Consider the following 18,098-nt stretch of genomic DNA (forward strand, 5'->3'; position numbering starts at 1 on the left):
GCCTTCTCCCTGCGGGCAGGGAGAAGGCCAGCCCGTCAGGACGCCATCATCTGTTCGAGCTGCTCCTGCGCCTCCAGCCACGCCATCTCCACCTCTTCCAGCGCCGATTTACTCTCTGCCTGACGCTGCAGCGCGGTGGTCAGATCCGCTTTGCGGCCAGGATCATAAATGGCACTGTCCGAAAGCTGAGCTTCGGCATCGGCCAGCTGGCTCTGCCATTTGCTCATCTGCTTTTCCAGCTTTTCGATCTCTTTACGCAGCGGCTGAGTCTGCGCACGCAGTTCGGCATCGCGGCGCTTCTGATCTTTTCGCGCCTGGGCGCTGTTGCCGTTGTCCTGCTTTGGCGCGGCCTCCTGTTGCGCCTGCTGCTTCTGCAGATCGCTCAGCCACTGCTGATAATCTTCGAGGTCGCCGGCAAAGACATCCACTTTGCCGTCGTGCACCAGATAGAGATCGTCCGTGGTGGCGCGCAGCAGATGGCGATCGTGCGACACCACCACCAGCGCGCCTTCGAAGTCGATCAGCGCTTCCGTCAGCGCCTGGCGCATATCCAGATCAAGGTGGTTAGTCGGTTCATCCAGCAGCAGCAGGTTAGGGCGCTGCCAGACAATCAGTGCCAGCACCAGGCGCGCTTTCTCACCGCCGGAGAAGCGTTCGGTCATTTCCGTGACTTTATCGCCGCGGAAGTCAAAGCCGCCCAGATAGTCGCGCAGCTGCTGCTCCAGCACGTTCGGCGCAATGCGCGCCAGATGCTGCAGCGGGGACTCGTCGGCCCGCAGGTACTCCAGCTGATGCTGGGCGAAGTAACCGAGCTTGATCCCTTTCGCCAGGCCAATCCTGCCCTCCATCGCCTCCAGCTCGCCCGCCAGCAGCTTAATCAGGGTCGATTTACCCGCCCCGTTGCGGCCCAGCAGACCAATGCGCGAACCCGGCACCAGGTTGAGCTTGATGGCGTCGAGAATGATGCGATCGCCATACCCCGCCGTGACCTTCTCCATCTTCAGAATCGGGTTGGGCAGGTTTTCCGGCTTGCGGAAGGTGAAGCTGAACGGGTTATCGACATGGGCAGGCGCGATCATCTCCATGCGCTCCAGCATTTTGATGCGGCTCTGCGCCTGTTTCGCCTTGGAGGCTTTGGCACGGAAGCGGTCAATGTAGCTGTGCAGATGCGCCACCTTCTCCTGCTGACTCTCATACAGCGACTGCTGCTGAGCCAGTTTGGCGACGCGCTGCCGCTCAAAGGAGGTGTAGTTGCCGGTATATTCGAACATCGACTCCTGTTCGATATGAATGATTTTGTCGACCACCGGATCGAGAAAGTCACGGTCATGCGAGATCAGGATCAGGGTACCTTCGTAACTCTTCAGCCAGCGCTCCAGCCAGATCACCGCATCAAGATCGAGGTGGTTGGTCGGTTCATCCAGCAACAGCAGATCGGAGCGGCAGATCAGCGCCTGTGCCAGATTGAGGCGCATCCGCCAGCCACCGGAGAAGTCGCTGACCGGGCGCTGCAGCTGCTCCTGACTGAAGCCCAGACCATGCAGCAGGCTGGCGGCGCGCGCATGGATACTCCACGCCTGCACCGCATCAAGCTTGCCGTGCAGCAGGGCGATCGCATTGCCGTCGTCCCGCCGGTTGGCCTCCGCCAGTTCAGCCTCAAGCTGGCGATAGTCGCGGTCGCCATCAATCACATACTCCAGTGCGGCTTTGTCCAGCGCGGGGGTTTCCTGGTTAACCCAGGCCAGCGCCCAGTGAGCAGGAAAGGTGACGGTGCCGGCATCGCTGGTGATCTCACCTTTTAACAGCGACAGCAGCGTGGATTTTCCACAGCCGTTTTTACCCACCAGCCCGACCTTCTGACCGGGATTAATGGTGGCGGTGGCATTGTCGAGCAGGACGCGGATGCCGCGGCGAATTTGTAAGGCAGAGAAGACAATCATGTAAGCGCCGTATCGTCAGAATATGTTAATTTACTGGCAACATAATGAGATTTTGCTGCGTCGTGCATGGTAGCCGAAAACCGCACCAATGACGACGCTTTGGAGGGAAAGGATGTCGCAGCCACCCCGCGTGTTACTGCTTTTTGCTCATCCGGAATTACAGGATTCCGTCGCTAACCGGATTTTGTTGCAGTCGGCGCAGGCGCTGGAACACGTCACCGTACACGATCTGTACGCCACCTATCCGGATTTTTTTATCGATATTCATCATGAACAGCAGCTGCTGCGCGAACATGATGTCATCATTTTTCAGCATCCGCTCTATACCTATAGCTGTCCGGCCCTGCTGAAAGAGTGGCTGGACCGGGTGCTGTCGCGCGGTTTTGCCAGTGGCGTGGATGGCAATGCGCTGGAAGGAAAATACTGGCGCAGCGTTGTGACGACCGGGGAGCCGGAGAGCGCCTTTAAACAGCAGGGGCTGAACCGCTATTCACTCAATGACATCATGCGGCCCTTTGAGCTGACCGCACAGATGTGCCGCATGCACTGGATGCCGCCGATGATCGTCTACTGGGCGCGTCGGCAGAGTCCTGAACTGATGAAAAATTATGCCCGCGCCTATGGCGAGTGGCTGGCAGCTCCGCTGCCGAATGGAGGGATATAGATGGAAGGGCAAACGCTGCTGACCGCCGGGGTGATTTATCTGGTCGCGGCGGTATTAATTGTACCGGTGGCGGCTCGCCTCGGGATTGGTGCTGTACTGGGCTATCTGGTGGCGGGGATCGCTATCGGCCCGTGGGGATTAGGTTTTATCAGCGACGTCGATGAGATTCTCCATTTCTCGGAACTGGGCGTGGTTTTCCTGATGTTTATTATTGGCCTGGAGCTGAACCCGGCAAAGCTGTGGGCGCTGCGCCGCTCCATTTTTGGTGTCGGCGCGGCGCAGGTCATCTTCTCTGCGGCGATTCTGGGCGGCCTGCTGTGGCTGACCGACTTTAGCTGGCAGGCGGCGGTCATCGGCGGCATCGGCCTGGCGATGTCCTCAACCGCGATGGCGCTGCAGCTGATGATGGATAAAGGCATGAACCGCAGCGAAGCGGGGCAGCTGGGCTTTTCGGTGCTGCTGTTTCAGGATATCGCAGTGATCCCGGCCCTGGCGCTGATTCCGCTGCTGGCGGGCACCGACAGCGGCCATATTGACTGGATGAAAGTCGGCATGAAGGTGCTGGCTTTCGCAGGTATGCTGGTGGGGGGGCGCTATCTGCTGCGGCCTATCTTCCGCTATATCGCCGCATCAGGTGTTCGTGAGGTCTTTACCGCCGCCTCGCTGCTGCTGGTGCTGGGCTCCGCGCTGTTTATGGATGCGCTGGGTCTGTCGATGGCGCTGGGCACCTTTATCGCGGGGATCCTGCTGGCAGAGAGTGAATACCAGCATGAGCTGGAGGTGGCGATTGACCCTTTCAAAGGGTTGCTGCTGGGCCTGTTCTTTATTTCCGTTGGCATGGCGCTCAACCTCGGTGTGCTCTATACCCATATTGTGACCATCCTGCTCGGCGTGGTGACGCTGGTGGCGGTGAAAACGCTGGTGCTCTATCTGCTGGCGCGTATTTATGGCTTACGCAGTTCCGAGCGGCAGCAGTTTGCCGGCGTGCTGAGTCAGGGGGGCGAGTTCGCCTTTGTGCTCTTCTCCGCAGCCTCTTCGGCGAAGCTCTTCTCCGGCGATCAGCTGCCGATGCTGCTGGTGACTGTCACCCTGTCGATGATGACCACGCCTCTGCTGATGCAGGGTATTGATCGTCTGCTGGCGCATCGCTTCAATGAGCCCGATGAAGAAGCAGAGAAGCACTTTGTTGAAGACGATCAGCCGCAGGTGATTGTGGTGGGCTTTGGTCGCTTCGGCCAGGTGGTTGGCCGCTTGCTGATGGCGAACAACAAACGCATCACCGTGCTGGAGCGCGACATCAGTGCGGTAAGCCTGATGCGCAAATATGGCTACAAGGTCTATTACGGCGACGCCACCGAGCTGGAGTTATTGCGCGCGGCGGGCGCTGCCAGCGCGCAGGCGATTGTGATCACCTGTAATGAACCGGAAGATGTGATGACCATCGTGCACTTATGTCAGCAGCACTTCCCGCAGCTGCAGATTCAGGCGCGCGCCCGGGGCCGTGTCGAGGCACACGAACTGCTGCAGGCCGGCGTGACGCAGTTCTCACGTGAAACCTTCTCCAGTGCGCTGGAGCTGGGACGCAAAACGCTGATGTCACTGGGGATGCATCCGCATCAGGCGCATCGCGCCCAGCAGCATTTCCGCCGGCTCGATATGCGGATGCTGCGTGAACTGATGCCCAGCCTCTCTGAAAGTGCGCAGGCGTCGCGCGTGCGTGAAGCGCGGCGGGAACTGGAAGATATCTTCCAGCGCGAAATGCAGCGCGAAAAGCGGCAGATCGATGGCTGGGATGATGATCAATAACCTTTTAAAACAGGCTGAAGCTCATGCGTAAACGTTTTATTGCTGGTGCGACATGCCCGCACTGCCAGGAGAAGGACACGCTGGCGATGTGGCGTGAAAATAGTGTCGATGTCGTGGAGTGCGTGAAGTGTGGACATCAGATGCGCGAGGCGGATAAACAGGCGCGCGATCAGGTTCGCACTAACGAGCAGGTTATCGGGATTTTCCATCCCGAGTAGCGAAGTGACGCAGCTTTTTTTACGCTTAAACTTACAGCGGGATTGAATTCCGTTACAATTGACGCCATTAACGCTGTGGTCGCAAGAGAAAGTGAAACCCCTCTTGCACTCAGCCCCGAACCTTTCTGGTTGGTGTTATTGCACGCAAGAATAGACCAATGAGACGGGATCTTAGTTCTCAACGGTTAGGAGATATCATGAAAGTAGCAAAAGACCTGGTGGTAAGCCTGGCCTATCAGGTACGTACAGAAGACGGCGTGTTAGTTGACGAGTCACCGGTGAGCGCACCGTTAGACTATCTGCACGGTCATGGTTCCCTGATTTCTGGTCTGGAAAATGCGCTGGAAAACCACGTTGCCGGCGACAAATTTGACGTGCATATCCCGGCAAACGACGCTTACGGTCAGTATGACGATAACCTGGTGCAGCGTGTTCCTAAAGATGTCTTCATGGGCGTCGACGAACTGCAGGTTGGTATGCGCTTCCTGGCAGAAACCGATCAGGGTCCGGTTCCGGTTGAAATCACCGAAGTGGAAGACGATCACGTCGTGGTTGATGGTAACCACATGCTGGCGGGTCAGAACCTGAACTTTAACGTTGAAGTGGTTGCGATTCGTGAAGCGACGCCGGAAGAACTGGCTCACGGCCATGTTCACGGTGCAGACGGTCATCATCATGACCACGATCACGGCCATGATCACGACCACGATCACGGTAAAGGCGGTTGTGGCACTGGCGGTTGCGGCTGCAGCCACTAAGTCTGACAATCGGTTAAGGCCACCTTCGGGTGGCCTTTCTTTTGGCGGCTATCCGGCGCTGGCCCGGACGGACAGGGGCCGACAGCGCGCGATCAGTAGTGTGGCGGCGGCGTCTCTTCAGACTGTGAGGCCACCAGTGAGGTTGCGTTCGCTTTGAGCTTGTCGGTTAAGAGGCGTATCTGCTCACGCATTTTACTCATCTCCAGCTCGTGCTGAACAACGGCGCTGTTCAGCTGCTCAATGGTCATCTCCTGAAAGGCCAGTTTGCTCTCTAACGTCTCCAGACGCTGTTCCCACTCAGACTGTTGCATGACCTGTTCCTCTGTTAAGGTGCGACTCAGGGCGTGATTCTACGACCTGAACGCCAGGAATCACCTGTTTTTTTCATGCCCGAAGGCGTTGCGCTTGAAAAAAGGTGGCGCGGCATCATCTCTGATGAAACTTCCCGCTGTTATAAAGGTCGGAGGTTAACCGGGTAATTACATTGTGGGAGTGTTCGACACTGCCACGTAAAGTTATAGTGTGGACCCTGAAGTCCGCAATGTTTCCCGAGGTTAGACGCTTCGGTTTTGGAGAATGGATGAAATCACTGTTTAAAGTCACATTGTTAGCTACCACCATGGCTGTTGCGCTGAATGCTCCGCTGGCTATGGCGGCTGAAACCGCTGCGGCTCCTCAGGCTGCCCCGGCTGCTGCGCCACAGTCTGCGCCTCAGGCACCGAAAAATGCGGCTTTCAAAGATGAAGACCAGCAGTCAGCCTATGCACTGGGTGCTTCACTGGGTCGCTACATGGACAACTCCCTGAAGGAGCAGGAAAAACTGGGCATCAAACTGGATAAGCAGCAGCTGATCGCGGGCGTCCAGGATGCATTCGGTGGCAAGAGCAAACTCTCTGATGAAGAGATTGAGCAGACACTGCAGGCGTTCGAAGGCCGCGTGAAAGGCGCAGCCTCTGCGAAAATGGAAAAAGATGCGAAAGAGAATGCTGAAAAGGGCACGGCTTACGCGACCAAATTCGCCAAAGAGAGCGGCGTAAAGAAAACGGAAACCGGCCTGCTCTATAAAGTTGAGAAAGAGGGCAGCGGCGACGCACCAAAAGATAGCGACACTGTGGTGGTTAACTACAAAGGTACCCTGATTGATGGTACTGAGTTTGACAACTCTTACACCCGTGGCGAGCCTCTCTCTTTCCGTCTGGATGGCGTCATTCCGGGCTGGACCGAAGGCCTGAAGCACGTGAAGAAAGGGGGCAAGATCAAGCTGGTCATCCCACCACAGCTGGCTTACGGCAAAAATGGCGTTCCGGGTATTCCGGCTAACTCCACGCTGGTGTTTGATGTTGAGCTGCTTGACATCAAACCGGCCCCAAAAGCCGATGAAAAAGCACAGGCGCCTGCGCCTGCTGCCGCAGAAAAAGCGCAGTAATCTGCTGACCGCCGCCTTCGGGCGGCGGTTTCATTTCGCCTTCACGACAAACCTCTGGCATAAGCCGACGACATTTGCCAGACTAATGCCTGCCTAACTATCCCAACATTGAGTCTGCCCATAAGCCGCTGTGACAGGCTCCAGCCATTCAGGGTGATACTCTTCAATGTCTAATCCATTCAATCCGGGTGAACTGAGCGACTTCGATCTTCTGGAGCAGCGCCCGTTCGAACAAACTGATTACGATATTCTGAAATCGTACGAGGCTGTCGTGGATGGCCTGGCGATGTTGATCGGTTCGCATTGTGAAATCGTCCTGCATTCGCTGGAAGATCTTAAGTGTTCAGCCGTTCGCATCGCCAATGGAGAGCACACGGGCCGTAAGGTCGGTTCGCCTATCACCGATCTGGCGCTGCGGATGCTGCATGATATGCATGGCGCGGACAGTAATGTTTCCCGTGCCTACTTCACGCGCGCCAAAAGCGGCGTGCTGATGAAGTCCGTGACCATCGCGATTCGTAACCGTCAGCAGCGGGTTATCGGCCTGCTCTGTATCAACATGAATCTTGATGTGCCGTTCTCGCAGATTATGTCGACCTTTATGCCGCCCGAGATGCAGCAGGTTGACTCCAGCGTTAACTTCGCCAGTTCGGTCGATGACCTGGTTATGCAGACCCTGGAGTTTACGATTGAAGAGGTCAGCGCTGACCGCAATGTCTCCAATAACGCCAAGAACCGTCAGATTGTGCTCAACCTGTATGAAAAGGGGATCTTCGACATTAAGGATGCCATCAACCAGGTCGCTGACCGGCTGAACATCTCGAAGCACACCGTCTATCTCTACATCCGCCAGTTTAAAAATGGCGATTTTCAGGGACAGGATCGCTGATGCGTTACACCCTGCTGGTGACCGGCCCGGCCTACGGCACGCAACAGGCAACCAGTGCCTGGCTGTTTGCCCGGGCACTGCTGGCGGCGGGTCATCAGCTTGAAAGCGTTTTCTTCTATCGTGAAGGGGTGCTCAACGCTAACCAGCTGACGGCACCAGCCAGCGACGAGTTTGATCTGGTGCGGGCATGGCAGGCATTGCATCAGGAGCAGGGGGTCGTATTGAATATTTGTGTGGCGGCCGCACTGCGGCGTGGAATCAGCGACCCGCAGGAGGCAGCTCGTCTGCACCTGGCGGCCAGTAACCTGCAGCCGGGATTTACCCTGAGCGGGCTGGGTGCGCTGGCCGAAGCGGCGCTGAGCTGTGAACGCATGGTGCAGTTCTGATGAATCGGGTTGCCTTTGTCTTTACCCGTGCGCCCCATGGCAGCAGCGCAGGGCGTGAGGGGCTGGATGCCGCACTGGCAACGGGCGCACTCAGCGACGATATCGGCCTGTTCTTTATCGGCGATGGAGTGCTGCAGCTTAATCTGCAGCAGCAACCTGAACGCATAAAAAGCCGTCACTATGCCGCGACGTTTGGCGTGCTGGCACTCTATGACATTGAGCAGTGCTATCTCTGCCGGACATCACTGATTGCGCGCGGACTGGACGCTGACGCCGGGCGGCTGCTGGACGTGACGCTACTGGACGCGCCGGAACTGCGCCAGCAGCTGGCCAGCTTCGATCGCATTCTGACTTTTTAAGAGGCGCAAATGCTGCATACTCTGATGCACTCTCCGTCGCACAGCGACCTCGACACGCTGTTATTAATGGCGGAAGCCGGTGATGATCTGCTGCTGCTACAGGATGGTGTGCTGGCTGCCGTGGCTGGCAGTCGGGCATGGGTTCAGCTGTCAGCCTGCAAAGCGACGCTGTGGGTTCTGGACGAAGATGTCCAGGCGCGCGGGCTGTCTGGACAAATTTCGACCACTGTGCGGTCCGTAGACTATAATGGCTTTGTCACGCTAACGATCAGGCATCCGCAACAAATGGTCTGGTAATCGGCTAAAACCTGGTTATTTCTTGACACCCTTTTGACGCAGCCCTAAAATTCTGCCTCCTCGTAATTCTACGAGGCGATTTATTACGTGTTTACGAAGCAAAAGCAAATCCAGGAGCTATTTAATGGCAACAGTTAACCAGCTGGTTCGCAAACCACGCGTCCGCAAAGTTGCAAAGAGCAACGTGCCGGCGCTGGAAGCTTGCCCGCAAAAACGTGGCGTTTGTACTCGTGTGTACACCACCACTCCTAAAAAACCTAACTCCGCACTGCGTAAAGTTTGCCGTGTGCGTCTGACCAACGGTTTTGAAGTGACTTCCTACATCGGTGGTGAAGGTCACAACCTGCAGGAGCACTCCGTGATCCTGATCCGTGGCGGTCGTGTAAAAGACCTGCCAGGTGTGCGTTACCACACCGTTCGTGGCGCGCTGGACTGCTCAGGTGTTAAAGACCGTAAGCAGGCTCGCTCCAAGTACGGCGTGAAGAAGCCAAAGGCTTAATGGTTCTCCGTTAAGTAAGGCCAAACGTTTTAAATTAAATGTCAAAATAAACTCATAGAGTTTTGGACAATCCTGAATTAACAACGGAGTATTTCCATGCCACGTCGTCGCGTCATTGGTCAGCGTAAAATTCTGCCAGATCCTAAGTTCGGATCAGAGCTGCTGGCCAAATTTGTAAATATCCTGATGGTAGATGGTAAAAAATCTACTGCAGAATCTATCGTTTATACCGCGCTTGAGACCCTGGCTCAGCGTTCAGGTAAAAACTCCCTGGAAGCCTTTGAAGTAGCACTGGAAAACGTGCGCCCGACTGTCGAAGTTAAGTCACGTCGCGTTGGTGGTTCTACCTATCAGGTACCAGTTGAAGTCCGTCCGGTTCGTCGTAATGCCCTGGCAATGCGCTGGATCGTAGATGCTGCTCGTAAACGTGGTGATAAATCAATGGCTCTTCGCCTGGCGAACGAACTTTCTGATGCTGCAGAGAACAAAGGTACTGCAGTTAAGAAACGTGAAGACGTTCACCGCATGGCAGAAGCCAACAAGGCGTTCGCACACTACCGCTGGTAACAGTCGCGTAGTTATTGTTAAACCAGCGGGCGCCCAAACGGCCAACCCGCTGGGGTTGACTAATTTTGAACGTCCGAAAAACCGAGGAATAAAATGGCTCGTAAAACACCCATTGCTCGCTACCGTAACATCGGTATCAGTGCGCACATCGACGCCGGTAAAACTACCACTACCGAACGTGTTCTGTTCTACACCGGTGTAAACCACAAAATCGGTGAAGTACACGACGGCGCAGCAACCATGGACTGGATGGAGCAGGAACAGGAACGTGGTATTACTATCACCTCCGCTGCGACCACCTGTTACTGGTCTGGTATGGCTAAGCAGTTCGAACCACACCACATCAATATCATCGACACCCCAGGACACGTTGACTTCACCATCGAAGTAGAACGTTCTATGCGTGTTCTTGATGGCGCGGTAATGGTTTACTGTGCAGTTGGTGGCGTTCAGCCACAGTCTGAGACCGTATGGCGTCAGGCTAACAAATACAAAGTTCCACGCATTGCGTTCGTTAACAAAATGGACCGCATGGGTGCTAACTTCCTGAAAGTTGTTAACCAGATGGAAGTTCGTCTGGGTGCAACTCCAGTTCCTCTGCAGCTGGCTATCGGCGCAGAAGAGAAATTCACCGGTGTTGTTGACCTGGTGAAAATGAAAGCAATCAACTGGAACGACGAAGACCAGGGTGTAACCTTTGTTTACGAAGATATCCCGGCTGATATGCAGGAACTGGCTGAAGAATGGCGCGGCAAGCTGATCGAAGCAGCAGCAGAAGCCTCTGAAGAGCTGATGGAGAAATTCTTCAGCGGTGAAGAGCTGAGCGAAGAAGAGATCAAAACTGCTCTGCGTAAGCGCGTTCTGAACAACGAAATTATCCTGGTAACCTGTGGTTCTGCATTTAAGAACAAAGGTGTTCAGGCGATGCTGGATGCAGTTGTTGAATATCTGCCAGCACCGACTGACGTTACCGCGATCAACGGTATGCTGGACGACGGTAAAGACACGCCGGCTGTTCGTCACTCAGACGACAACGAGCCGTTTGCTGCACTGGCGTTCAAAATCGCTACCGACCCGTTTGTAGGTAACCTGACCTTCTTCCGCGTTTACTCTGGTGTTGTTAACACTGGTGACACCGTGTTCAACCCGGTTAAGTCAAACCGTGAGCGTCTGGGCCGTATCGTTCAGATGCACGCTAACAAGCGTGAAGAAATCAAAGAAGTCCGTGCGGGTGATATCGCCGCTGCGATCGGCCTGAAAGATGTGACTACTGGTGATACCCTGTGTGACCCGGATAACGTCATCATCCTTGAGCGCATGGAGTTCCCTGAGCCAGTGATCTCAATCGCTGTTGAGCCGAAAACCAAAGCTGACCAGGAAAAAATGGGTCTGGCTCTGGGCCGTCTGGCGAAAGAAGACCCATCATTCCGCGTATGGACTGATGAAGAATCTAACCAGACCATCATCGCCGGTATGGGTGAGCTGCACCTCGACATCATCGTTGACCGTATGAAGCGTGAATTCAACGTGGAAGCAAACGTGGGTAAACCACAGGTTGCTTACCGTGAAGCGATCCGCACTAAAGTTACCGACGTTGAAGGTAAACACGCCAAGCAGTCTGGTGGTCGTGGTCAGTACGGTCATGTTGTTATCGACATGTACCCACTGGAGCCAGGTTCGAACCCGAAAGGCTACGAATTTGTCAACGACATCAAAGGTGGTGTGATTCCTGGTGAATACATCCCTGCGGTTGATAAAGGTATCCAGGAGCAGCTGAAATCAGGCCCACTGGCTGGTTATCCGGTTGTGGATCTGGGCGTGCGTCTGCACTTCGGTTCTTACCATGATGTCGACTCCTCTGAGCTGGCGTTTAAACTGGCCGCGTCTATCGCCTTCAAACAAGGCTTTAAACAAGCGCAGCCGGTTCTGCTTGAGCCTATCATGAAGGTTGAAGTAGAGACTCCGGAAGAGAACACGGGTGATGTCATCGGTGACCTTAGCCGTCGTCGTGGTATGCTTAAAGGGCAGGAATCTAACGCTACTGGCGTTCAGATTCACGCTGAAGTTCCGCTGTCTGAAATGTTCGGATACGCAACTCAGCTGCGTTCTCTGACCAAAGGTCGTGCTTCTTACTCCATGGAGTTCCTGAAGTATGACGATGCGCCGAACAACGTAGCGCAGGCCGTTATTGAAGCTCGTAGCAAATAAGCTACGGTTTAAATTTGAACTGATGCCTTCACCCACGTGGTGAAGGCACAACGTAAGGAATTATCGCCATGGCGAAAGAGCAATTTCAGCGTAACAAACTGCACGTAAACGTGGGCACCATCGGTCACGTCGACCACGGTAAAACCACCCTGACCGCAGCTATCACCACCGTACTGTCTAAGACTTACGGCGGCCAGGCGCGTGCATTCGATCAGATCGATAACGCACCAGAAGAGAAAGCACGTGGTATCACCATCAACACTTCACACGTTGAGTATGAAACCCCGACTCGTCACTATGCACACGTTGACTGCCCAGGCCACGCCGACTATGTGAAAAACATGATCACCGGTGCTGCGCAGATGGACGGCGCGATCCTGGTTGTTGCTGCGACTGATGGCCCGATGCCACAGACCCGTGAGCACATCCTGCTGGGTCGTCAGGTTGGCGTTCCTTACATCATCGTGTTCCTGAACAAGTGTGACATGGTTGATGATGAAGAGCTGCTGGAACTGGTTGAGATGGAAGTGCGTGACCTGCTGTCAGCCTATGACTTCCCAGGCGACGACACTCCAATCGTTCGTGGTTCTGCTCTGAAAGCGCTGGAAGGCGACGCTGAGTGGGAAGCGAAAATCATCGAGCTGGCTGAGCACCTGGACAACTACATCCCAGAGCCACAGCGTGCGATCGACATGCCGTTCCTGCTGCCAATCGAAGACGTATTCTCAATCTCTGGCCGTGGTACCGTTGTTACCGGTCGTGTTGAGCGCGGCATCGTTAAAGTCGGCGACGAAGTTGAAATCGTAGGTATCAAAGATACTGCGAAATCAACCTGTACCGGTGTTGAGATGTTCCGTAAGCTGCTGGACCAGGGTCAGGCAGGCGAAAACTGTGGTGTTCTGCTGCGCGGTATCAAGCGTGAAGACATCCAGCGTGGTCAGGTTCTGGCTAAGCCAGGCACCATCAAGCCACACACCCAGTTCGAGTCAGAAGTATACGTTCTGTCTAAAGACGAAGGTGGCCGCCATACTCCGTTCTTCAAGGGCTACCGTCCACAGTTCTACTTCCGTACCACTGACGTGACCGGTTCAGTAGAGCTGCCAGAAGGCGTTGAAATGGTAATGCCAGGCGACAACATCAAAATGGTTGTTACCCTGATCCACCCAATCGCAATGGACGAAGGTCTGCGCTTCGCAATCCGCGAAGGTGGCCGTACCGTTGGTGCGGGTGTTGTTGCTAAAGTTATCGCTTAATTGTGATATCTGCTGTGGTCGTGCAAACGGCCACTGCAACACAAAGAAAAGAGCACTTCGGTGCTCTTTTTTTTTGCCTGAAGAGCGTCATAACCCTGCAAAGGGTAGGTTTGTAATAAAAACGATTCGCATTTACACTGTGTACAGAAAATGGTCTTGAGTGATGAAAGAATGTACGTCTGCCTGTGTAATGCCATCAGTGATAAAACCCTTCGTGAAGTTGTACGGCGCTATCAGCCCAAATCCATCCAGCAACTGCGTCATTTTGTACCGGTCGGCAAACAGTGCGGCAAATGTCTGCGCGCCGCGCGGGAAATCATGGATGAAGAGATGCAGCATCCGCCACTCTATAAAGAGATCGCCTGACACACTGCCTGTGCGAATACCCACAATATCTGTCACGTTTTTTTGACTTCTTTTTAATCACATCTACGATCTGATAAAGCAGACGTGGAGGGTTAACAATGAAGGGCGATATCAAAATTATCAGTCATCTCAATAAACTGCTTGGAAATGAACTGGTTGCTATAAACCAGTATTTTTTGCATGCGCGGATGTTTAAAAACTGGGGGCTGATGCGCCTCAATGATGTGGAGTATCACGAATCGATCGATGAGATGAAGCATGCCGACAAGTACATTGAGCGCATTCTTTTTCTGGAAGGGATCCCGAATCTGCAGGATCTGGGCCGGCTGCGCATCGGTGAGGACGTTGAGGAAATGCTGAGTTCAGATCTCAATCTGGAGCTGGAAGGGGCCAAAGATCTTCGTGAAGCGATCGCCTATGCGGACAAAGTTCATGACTATGTCAGCCGTGACATGATGATTGAAATCCTGGCAGATGAGGAGCATCACATCGACTGGATCGAGACGGAGCTTGAGCTCATCCGGATGATGGGGATCCAGAACTACCTGCAGGCTCAGATCAAAGAAGCGTGAACCGCGTCTGCAGGACGAGAGTGACCCAGCCCGCAATGGCCAGGAAAGGGCCAAAAGGCAGCGGGCTGACGCCCTGCGTCCGGCCACGCAATTGCAGCAACAACACGCCTGCCAGTGCCAGCAGAGTGGCACCCAGTGCAATCCAGGGTAAGCCCTGCCAGCCACAGCAGGCCCCCAGCGCGGCGAAAAGCTTCATATCACCATATCCCAATCCCTCATACCCCCTGACCAGTCGATAGCCTTGGGCAAGCAGCCACAGGGCAACGTAGCCCGACAGTGCGCCCCATATCGCCGGGGTTTCGGTGCCAGCCAGTGTTGCATGAATTAACCCCAGCCAGAGCAACAGATAATTGAGCGGGTCAGGTATGCAGAGATGGCGACGGTCAATCAGGGCCACCATCATCAACAGAGAGGCCGCCGTGAGAATAAACAGCGCATCAGTCAGGCTGTCGAAGCTTAGCAGTACAAGTAGGCTCAGGCTGGCAATCAGCCATTCCATGACCACACTCACTGCGCCAAATGAGTAAGAGCAGAAGCGACAACGGCCTTTTAAGGCAGCCCAGCTGATCAGCGGCAGCGTATCGCGCCATAACAGAGGCTGGCGGCAGTGGGGACAGTGCGAACCGGGAAAACAGAGGGCGGCACACCACCGGGTGGGAGAAAGGGCAGGGGTAAAGCGCGCGCAGGCCAGCGAAAGAAAGCTGCCCAGCGCACCTCCCCCAGCCAGGGCAGCTAACTGAATCAGGATTAAGGTCATCTTCGGGCTCCGGCTAAACGGTCGGCCATACTTTCACCGCTTTTACACTCCGTGTCGCCCGTGTATGCCAGCTTGCGGAACCCTGTTCACAACCTGATTCACCCCCTGTCAGTCATGAGACAGGTCTGTGCGATGTATGCCTCAGGACCCGGCCACTAATTAACAGCGAAAATGCCAGCACGGGTTGCTTCCTGAACAGAATTACGTATAATGCGCGGGCCTGCAGATATTGCAGGCGCGATTCGAGCAGAATCGCAGACGGCTGACCGTTAGGCCGCCTGACAATACTCCCAATTGGGGAGTTATATGCTGAACGATTACACTCTCCCATCAATCGTAATGGGTTCGAGTAGTAATTTTTTTCGTCTATAAAAAGTTTGGAGCTCTGGTCTCATGCAGAACCAAAGAATCCGTATCCGTCTTAAAGCGTTTGATCATCGTCTGATCGATCAATCAACCGCGGAAATCGTTGAGACTGCCAAGCGCACTGGTGCGCAGGTTCGTGGTCCAATCCCGCTGCCAACCCGCAAAGAGCGTTTTACCGTTCTGATCTCTCCGCACGTCAACAAAGATGCGCGTGATCAGTACGAAATCCGCACTCACAAGCGTCTGGTAGACATCGTTGAGCCAACCGAAAAAACGGTTGATGCTCTGATGCGTCTGGATCTGGCTGCCGGTGTTGACGTGCAGATCAGCCTGGGTTAATCAGGTCATCGAGCGATTGAGAGGTTGAAACAATGATTGGTTTAGTCGGTAAAAAAGTGGGTATGACCCGCATCTTCACTGAAGATGGCGTTTCTATCCCAGTAACCGTAATCGAAGTTGAAGCGAACCGCGTTACTCAGGTCAAAGGCCTGGAGAACGATGGTTACCAGGCAATTCAGGTTACCACCGGTGCTAAAAAAGCAAACCGTGTGACCAAACCTGAAGCTGGTCATTTTGCTAAAGCTGGCGTTGAAGCTGGCCGTGGCCTGTGGGAATTCCGCACCGCTGAAGGTGACGAGTATTCTGTAGGTCAGAGCATCAGCGTTGAAATTTTCGCTGACGTTAAAAAAGTAGACGTAACTGGCACCTCTAAAGGTAAAGGTTTCGCCGGTACCGTTAAGCGCTGGAACTTCCGTACCCAGGACGCTACTCACGGTAACTCCTTGTCTCACCGCGTTCCGGGTTCTATCGGTCAGAACCAGACTCCGGGCAAAGTGTTCAAAGGCAAGAAAATGGCAGGTCAGCTGGGTAATGAGCGCGTAACAGTTCAGAGCCTGGACGTAGTACGTGTTGACGCTGAGCGCAACCTGCTGCTGGTTAAAGGTGCAGTTCCCGGTGCTACCGGTAGCGACCTGATCGTTAAACCAGCTGTGAAGGCGTAAGGGGATAGCAATGGAATTAGTATTGAAAGACGCGCAGAGCGCGCTGACTGTTTCCGAAACTACCTTCGGTCGTGATTTCAACGAAGCGCTGGTTCACCAGGTTGTTGTTGCTTACGCATCAGGCGCCCGCCAGGGAACTCGCGCGCAGAAAACTCGCGCTGAAGTAACCGGTTCAGGCAAAAAGCCATGGCGTCAGAAAGGCACCGGCCGTGCGCGTTCAGGTTCTGTAAAGAGCCCGATCTGGCGTTCAGGTGGCGTGACCTTTGCTGCTAAGCCACAAGACCACAGTCAAAAAGTTAACAAAAAGATGTACCGCGGCGCGCTGAAAAGCATTCTGTCCGAACTGGTACGTCAGGACCGTCTGATCGTTGTCGAATCATTTGCTGTAGAAGCGCCGAAAACCAAGCTGCTGGTACAGAAACTGAAAGACATGGCGCTGGAAGACGTGCTGATCATCACCGGCGAACTGGATGAGAATCTGTTCCTGGCTGCGCGTAACCTGTACAAGGTTGACGTGCGTGATGCATCTGGTATCGATCCAGTTAGCCTGATCGCCTTCGACAAAGTCGTTATGACTGCTGATGCAGTTAAGCAAGTTGAGGAGATGCTGGCATGATCCGTGAAGAACGTCTGCTGAAAGTACTGCGCGCGCCGCACGTATCTGAAAAAGCATCTAGCGCGATGGAAAAAACCAATACCATCGTTCTCAAAGTTGCTAATGACGCGACCAAAGCAGAGATCGTTGCTGCTGTTGAGAAACTGTTCGAAGTAGAAGTTAAAGACGTAAACACCCTGGTTGTTAAGGGTAAAGTTAAGCGTCAAGGACAGCGTATCGGTCGTCGTAGCGACTGGAAAAAAGCTTACGTCACCCTGAAAGAAGGCCAGAATCTGGACTTCGCTGGCGGCGCTGAGTAAGTCGGAGGAGAAAGACAATGGCAGTTGTTAAATGTAAACCGACATCTCCGGGTCGTCGCCATGTAGTTAAAGTGGTAAACGCGGAGCTGCACAAGGGCAAACCATTTGCCCCGCTGGTAGAAAAAAACAGCAAATCCGGTGGCCGTAACAACAATGGTCGTATCACTACCCGTCATATCGGTGGTGGTCACAAGCAGGCTTATCGTATTGTTGACTTCAAACGCAACAAAGACGGTATCCCGGCAGTTGTTGAACGTCTTGAGTACGATCCGAACCGCTCTGCGAACATCGCACTGGTTCTGTACAAAGACGGCGAACGCCGTTACATCCTGGCCCCTAAAGGCCTGAAAGCCGGCGACCAGATTCAGTCTGGCGTTGATGCTGCGATCAAAGCAGGTAACACACTGCCGATGCGTAACATCCCGGTGGGTTCAACCGTGCATAACGTAGAAATGAAACCAGGCAAAGGCGGTCAGATTGCTCGCTCAGCCGGTGCTTACGTGCAGATCGTTGCGCGTGAAGGTTCTTACGTTACCCTGCGTCTGCGTTCAGGTGAAATGCGTAAAGTCGAGTCTGACTGCCGCGCAACACTGGGCGAAGTCGGCAACGCTGAGCATATGCTGCGCGTTCTGGGTAAAGCTGGTGCAGCCCGTTGGCGTGGTGTTCGTCCGACCGTTCGTGGTACCGCGATGAACCCAGTTGATCACCCGCACGGTGGTGGTGAAGGTCGTAACTTTGGTAAGCACCCGGTTTCTCCGTGGGGCGTTCAGACCAAAGGTAAGAAGACCCGTAGCAACAAGCGTACTGATAAATTTATCGTACGTCGCCGTAGCAAATAATATTAGAGGATA

Annotated in this window: 23 protein-coding genes; 20 read left to right on the plus strand and 3 right to left on the minus strand. The window is 54.3% G+C overall.

What is annotated here, in order from left to right; translation table 11 throughout:
* Positions 1-35: 35 nt before the first annotated feature.
* Positions 36-1,940, minus strand: coding sequence for an ABC transporter ATP-binding protein (locus HFD92_RS13385; RefSeq protein ID WP_167429098.1), 1,905 nt, complete (start codon positions 1,938-1,940; stop codon positions 36-38).
* Between the two features lie 112 nt (positions 1,941-2,052).
* Between HFD92_RS13385 and kefG the strand changes: the two genes are divergently transcribed.
* The 4 genes from kefG to slyD all read left to right on the plus strand — a co-directional run bounded on the left by kefG (position 2,053) and on the right by slyD (position 5,386).
* On the plus strand, positions 2,053-2,604 hold the full coding sequence (kefG, locus tag HFD92_RS13390; RefSeq protein WP_009087624.1) for a glutathione-regulated potassium-efflux system ancillary protein KefG: 552 nt from the start codon (positions 2,053-2,055) through the stop codon (positions 2,602-2,604).
* Complete coding sequence (kefB, locus tag HFD92_RS13395; protein ID WP_009087622.1) at positions 2,605-4,410, plus strand: glutathione-regulated potassium-efflux system protein KefB; 1,806 nt, start codon at positions 2,605-2,607, stop codon at positions 4,408-4,410.
* A gap of 23 nt (positions 4,411-4,433) precedes the next feature.
* The gene (locus tag HFD92_RS13400; protein WP_046100701.1) at positions 4,434-4,628 is read left to right on the plus strand and encodes a YheV family putative zinc ribbon protein; all 195 of its coding nucleotides are present in this window, start codon (positions 4,434-4,436) and stop codon (positions 4,626-4,628) included.
* A 197-nt stretch (positions 4,629-4,825) separates the two neighbouring features.
* On the plus strand, positions 4,826-5,386 hold the full coding sequence (gene slyD, locus HFD92_RS13405; RefSeq protein ID WP_009087618.1) for a peptidylprolyl isomerase: 561 nt from the start codon (positions 4,826-4,828) through the stop codon (positions 5,384-5,386).
* A 92-nt stretch (positions 5,387-5,478) separates the two neighbouring features.
* Here slyD and HFD92_RS13410 read toward each other — a convergent pair whose 3' ends face one another.
* Positions 5,479-5,697, minus strand: coding sequence for a SlyX family protein (locus HFD92_RS13410; RefSeq protein ID WP_009087615.1), 219 nt, complete (start codon positions 5,695-5,697; stop codon positions 5,479-5,481).
* Between the two features lie 269 nt (positions 5,698-5,966).
* On the opposite strand from HFD92_RS13410, the gene fkpA reads away from it, so the two are divergent.
* The 11 genes from fkpA to bfr all read left to right on the plus strand — a co-directional run bounded on the left by fkpA (position 5,967) and on the right by bfr (position 14,208).
* Complete coding sequence (gene fkpA, locus HFD92_RS13415; protein ID WP_111207896.1) at positions 5,967-6,812, plus strand: FKBP-type peptidyl-prolyl cis-trans isomerase; 846 nt, start codon at positions 5,967-5,969, stop codon at positions 6,810-6,812.
* A 166-nt stretch (positions 6,813-6,978) separates the two neighbouring features.
* Positions 6,979-7,701: a transcriptional regulator gene (locus HFD92_RS13420; RefSeq protein ID WP_009087612.1), complete on the plus strand. Its 723-nt coding sequence runs from the start codon at positions 6,979-6,981 to the stop codon at positions 7,699-7,701.
* Complete coding sequence (gene tusD / locus HFD92_RS13425) at positions 7,701-8,087, plus strand: sulfurtransferase complex subunit TusD (protein ID WP_058957833.1); 387 nt, start codon at positions 7,701-7,703, stop codon at positions 8,085-8,087. The genes HFD92_RS13420 and tusD overlap by 1 nt, the downstream gene beginning before the upstream one ends.
* Positions 8,087-8,446, plus strand: a complete 360-nt coding sequence (gene tusC / locus HFD92_RS13430) for a sulfurtransferase complex subunit TusC (protein ID WP_167429099.1) — start codon at positions 8,087-8,089, stop codon at positions 8,444-8,446. The genes tusD and tusC overlap by 1 nt, the downstream gene beginning before the upstream one ends.
* 9 nt (positions 8,447-8,455) lie before the next feature.
* Positions 8,456-8,743, plus strand: coding sequence for a sulfurtransferase complex subunit TusB (tusB, locus tag HFD92_RS13435; protein WP_046100699.1), 288 nt, complete (start codon positions 8,456-8,458; stop codon positions 8,741-8,743).
* A 124-nt stretch (positions 8,744-8,867) separates the two neighbouring features.
* Positions 8,868-9,242: a 30S ribosomal protein S12 gene (gene rpsL, locus HFD92_RS13440; protein WP_003852912.1), complete on the plus strand. Its 375-nt coding sequence runs from the start codon at positions 8,868-8,870 to the stop codon at positions 9,240-9,242.
* A 96-nt stretch (positions 9,243-9,338) separates the two neighbouring features.
* A complete protein-coding gene (rpsG, locus tag HFD92_RS13445; protein WP_009087603.1) occupies positions 9,339-9,809 on the plus strand; it encodes a 30S ribosomal protein S7 in 471 nt (156 codons plus the stop codon).
* A gap of 93 nt (positions 9,810-9,902) precedes the next feature.
* Entirely contained in the window at positions 9,903-12,017 is a 2,115-nt protein-coding gene (gene fusA, locus HFD92_RS13450; protein ID WP_009087601.1) for an elongation factor G, read from the plus strand.
* A 68-nt stretch (positions 12,018-12,085) separates the two neighbouring features.
* Positions 12,086-13,270 carry an elongation factor Tu gene (gene tuf / locus HFD92_RS13455; protein ID WP_009087599.1) on the plus strand — a complete coding sequence of 395 codons (1,185 nt, stop codon included), beginning with the start codon at positions 12,086-12,088 and terminating at the stop codon, positions 13,268-13,270.
* Positions 13,271-13,441: 171 nt separating this feature from the next.
* Entirely contained in the window at positions 13,442-13,636 is a 195-nt protein-coding gene (bfd, locus tag HFD92_RS13460; RefSeq protein ID WP_009087597.1) for a bacterioferritin-associated ferredoxin, read from the plus strand.
* A 98-nt stretch (positions 13,637-13,734) separates the two neighbouring features.
* The gene (bfr, locus tag HFD92_RS13465) at positions 13,735-14,208 is read left to right on the plus strand and encodes a bacterioferritin (protein WP_009087595.1); all 474 of its coding nucleotides are present in this window, start codon (positions 13,735-13,737) and stop codon (positions 14,206-14,208) included.
* On the opposite strand, the gene HFD92_RS13470 is transcribed toward bfr, so the two are convergent.
* On the minus strand, positions 14,195-14,965 hold the full coding sequence (locus HFD92_RS13470) for an A24 family peptidase (protein WP_167429100.1): 771 nt from the start codon (positions 14,963-14,965) through the stop codon (positions 14,195-14,197). The two genes, bfr and HFD92_RS13470, sit on opposite strands and share 14 nt — an antisense overlap.
* A 393-nt stretch (positions 14,966-15,358) precedes the next feature.
* On the opposite strand from HFD92_RS13470, the gene rpsJ reads away from it, so the two are divergent.
* The 5 genes from rpsJ to rplB are packed head-to-tail and all read left to right on the plus strand — an operon-like array spanning position 15,359 to position 18,086.
* On the plus strand, positions 15,359-15,670 hold the full coding sequence (gene rpsJ / locus HFD92_RS13475) for a 30S ribosomal protein S10 (RefSeq protein WP_001181005.1): 312 nt from the start codon (positions 15,359-15,361) through the stop codon (positions 15,668-15,670).
* A 32-nt stretch (positions 15,671-15,702) separates the two neighbouring features.
* Entirely contained in the window at positions 15,703-16,332 is a 630-nt protein-coding gene (rplC, locus tag HFD92_RS13480; protein WP_006120583.1) for a 50S ribosomal protein L3, read from the plus strand.
* 10 nt (positions 16,333-16,342) lie between these two features.
* Positions 16,343-16,948: a 50S ribosomal protein L4 gene (gene rplD / locus HFD92_RS13485; RefSeq protein WP_009087590.1), complete on the plus strand. Its 606-nt coding sequence runs from the start codon at positions 16,343-16,345 to the stop codon at positions 16,946-16,948.
* The gene (rplW, locus tag HFD92_RS13490; protein WP_003850708.1) at positions 16,945-17,247 is read left to right on the plus strand and encodes a 50S ribosomal protein L23; all 303 of its coding nucleotides are present in this window, start codon (positions 16,945-16,947) and stop codon (positions 17,245-17,247) included. Before rplD ends, rplW begins: the two co-directional genes overlap by 4 nt.
* Positions 17,248-17,264: 17 nt before the next feature.
* Entirely contained in the window at positions 17,265-18,086 is an 822-nt protein-coding gene (gene rplB / locus HFD92_RS13495) for a 50S ribosomal protein L2 (RefSeq protein WP_009087588.1), read from the plus strand.
* Positions 18,087-18,098 lie beyond the last annotated feature (12 nt).

The organism is Pantoea sp. EKM101V (assembly GCF_011800325.1).
Classification (GTDB): domain Bacteria; phylum Pseudomonadota; class Gammaproteobacteria; order Enterobacterales; family Enterobacteriaceae; genus Pantoea; species Pantoea anthophila.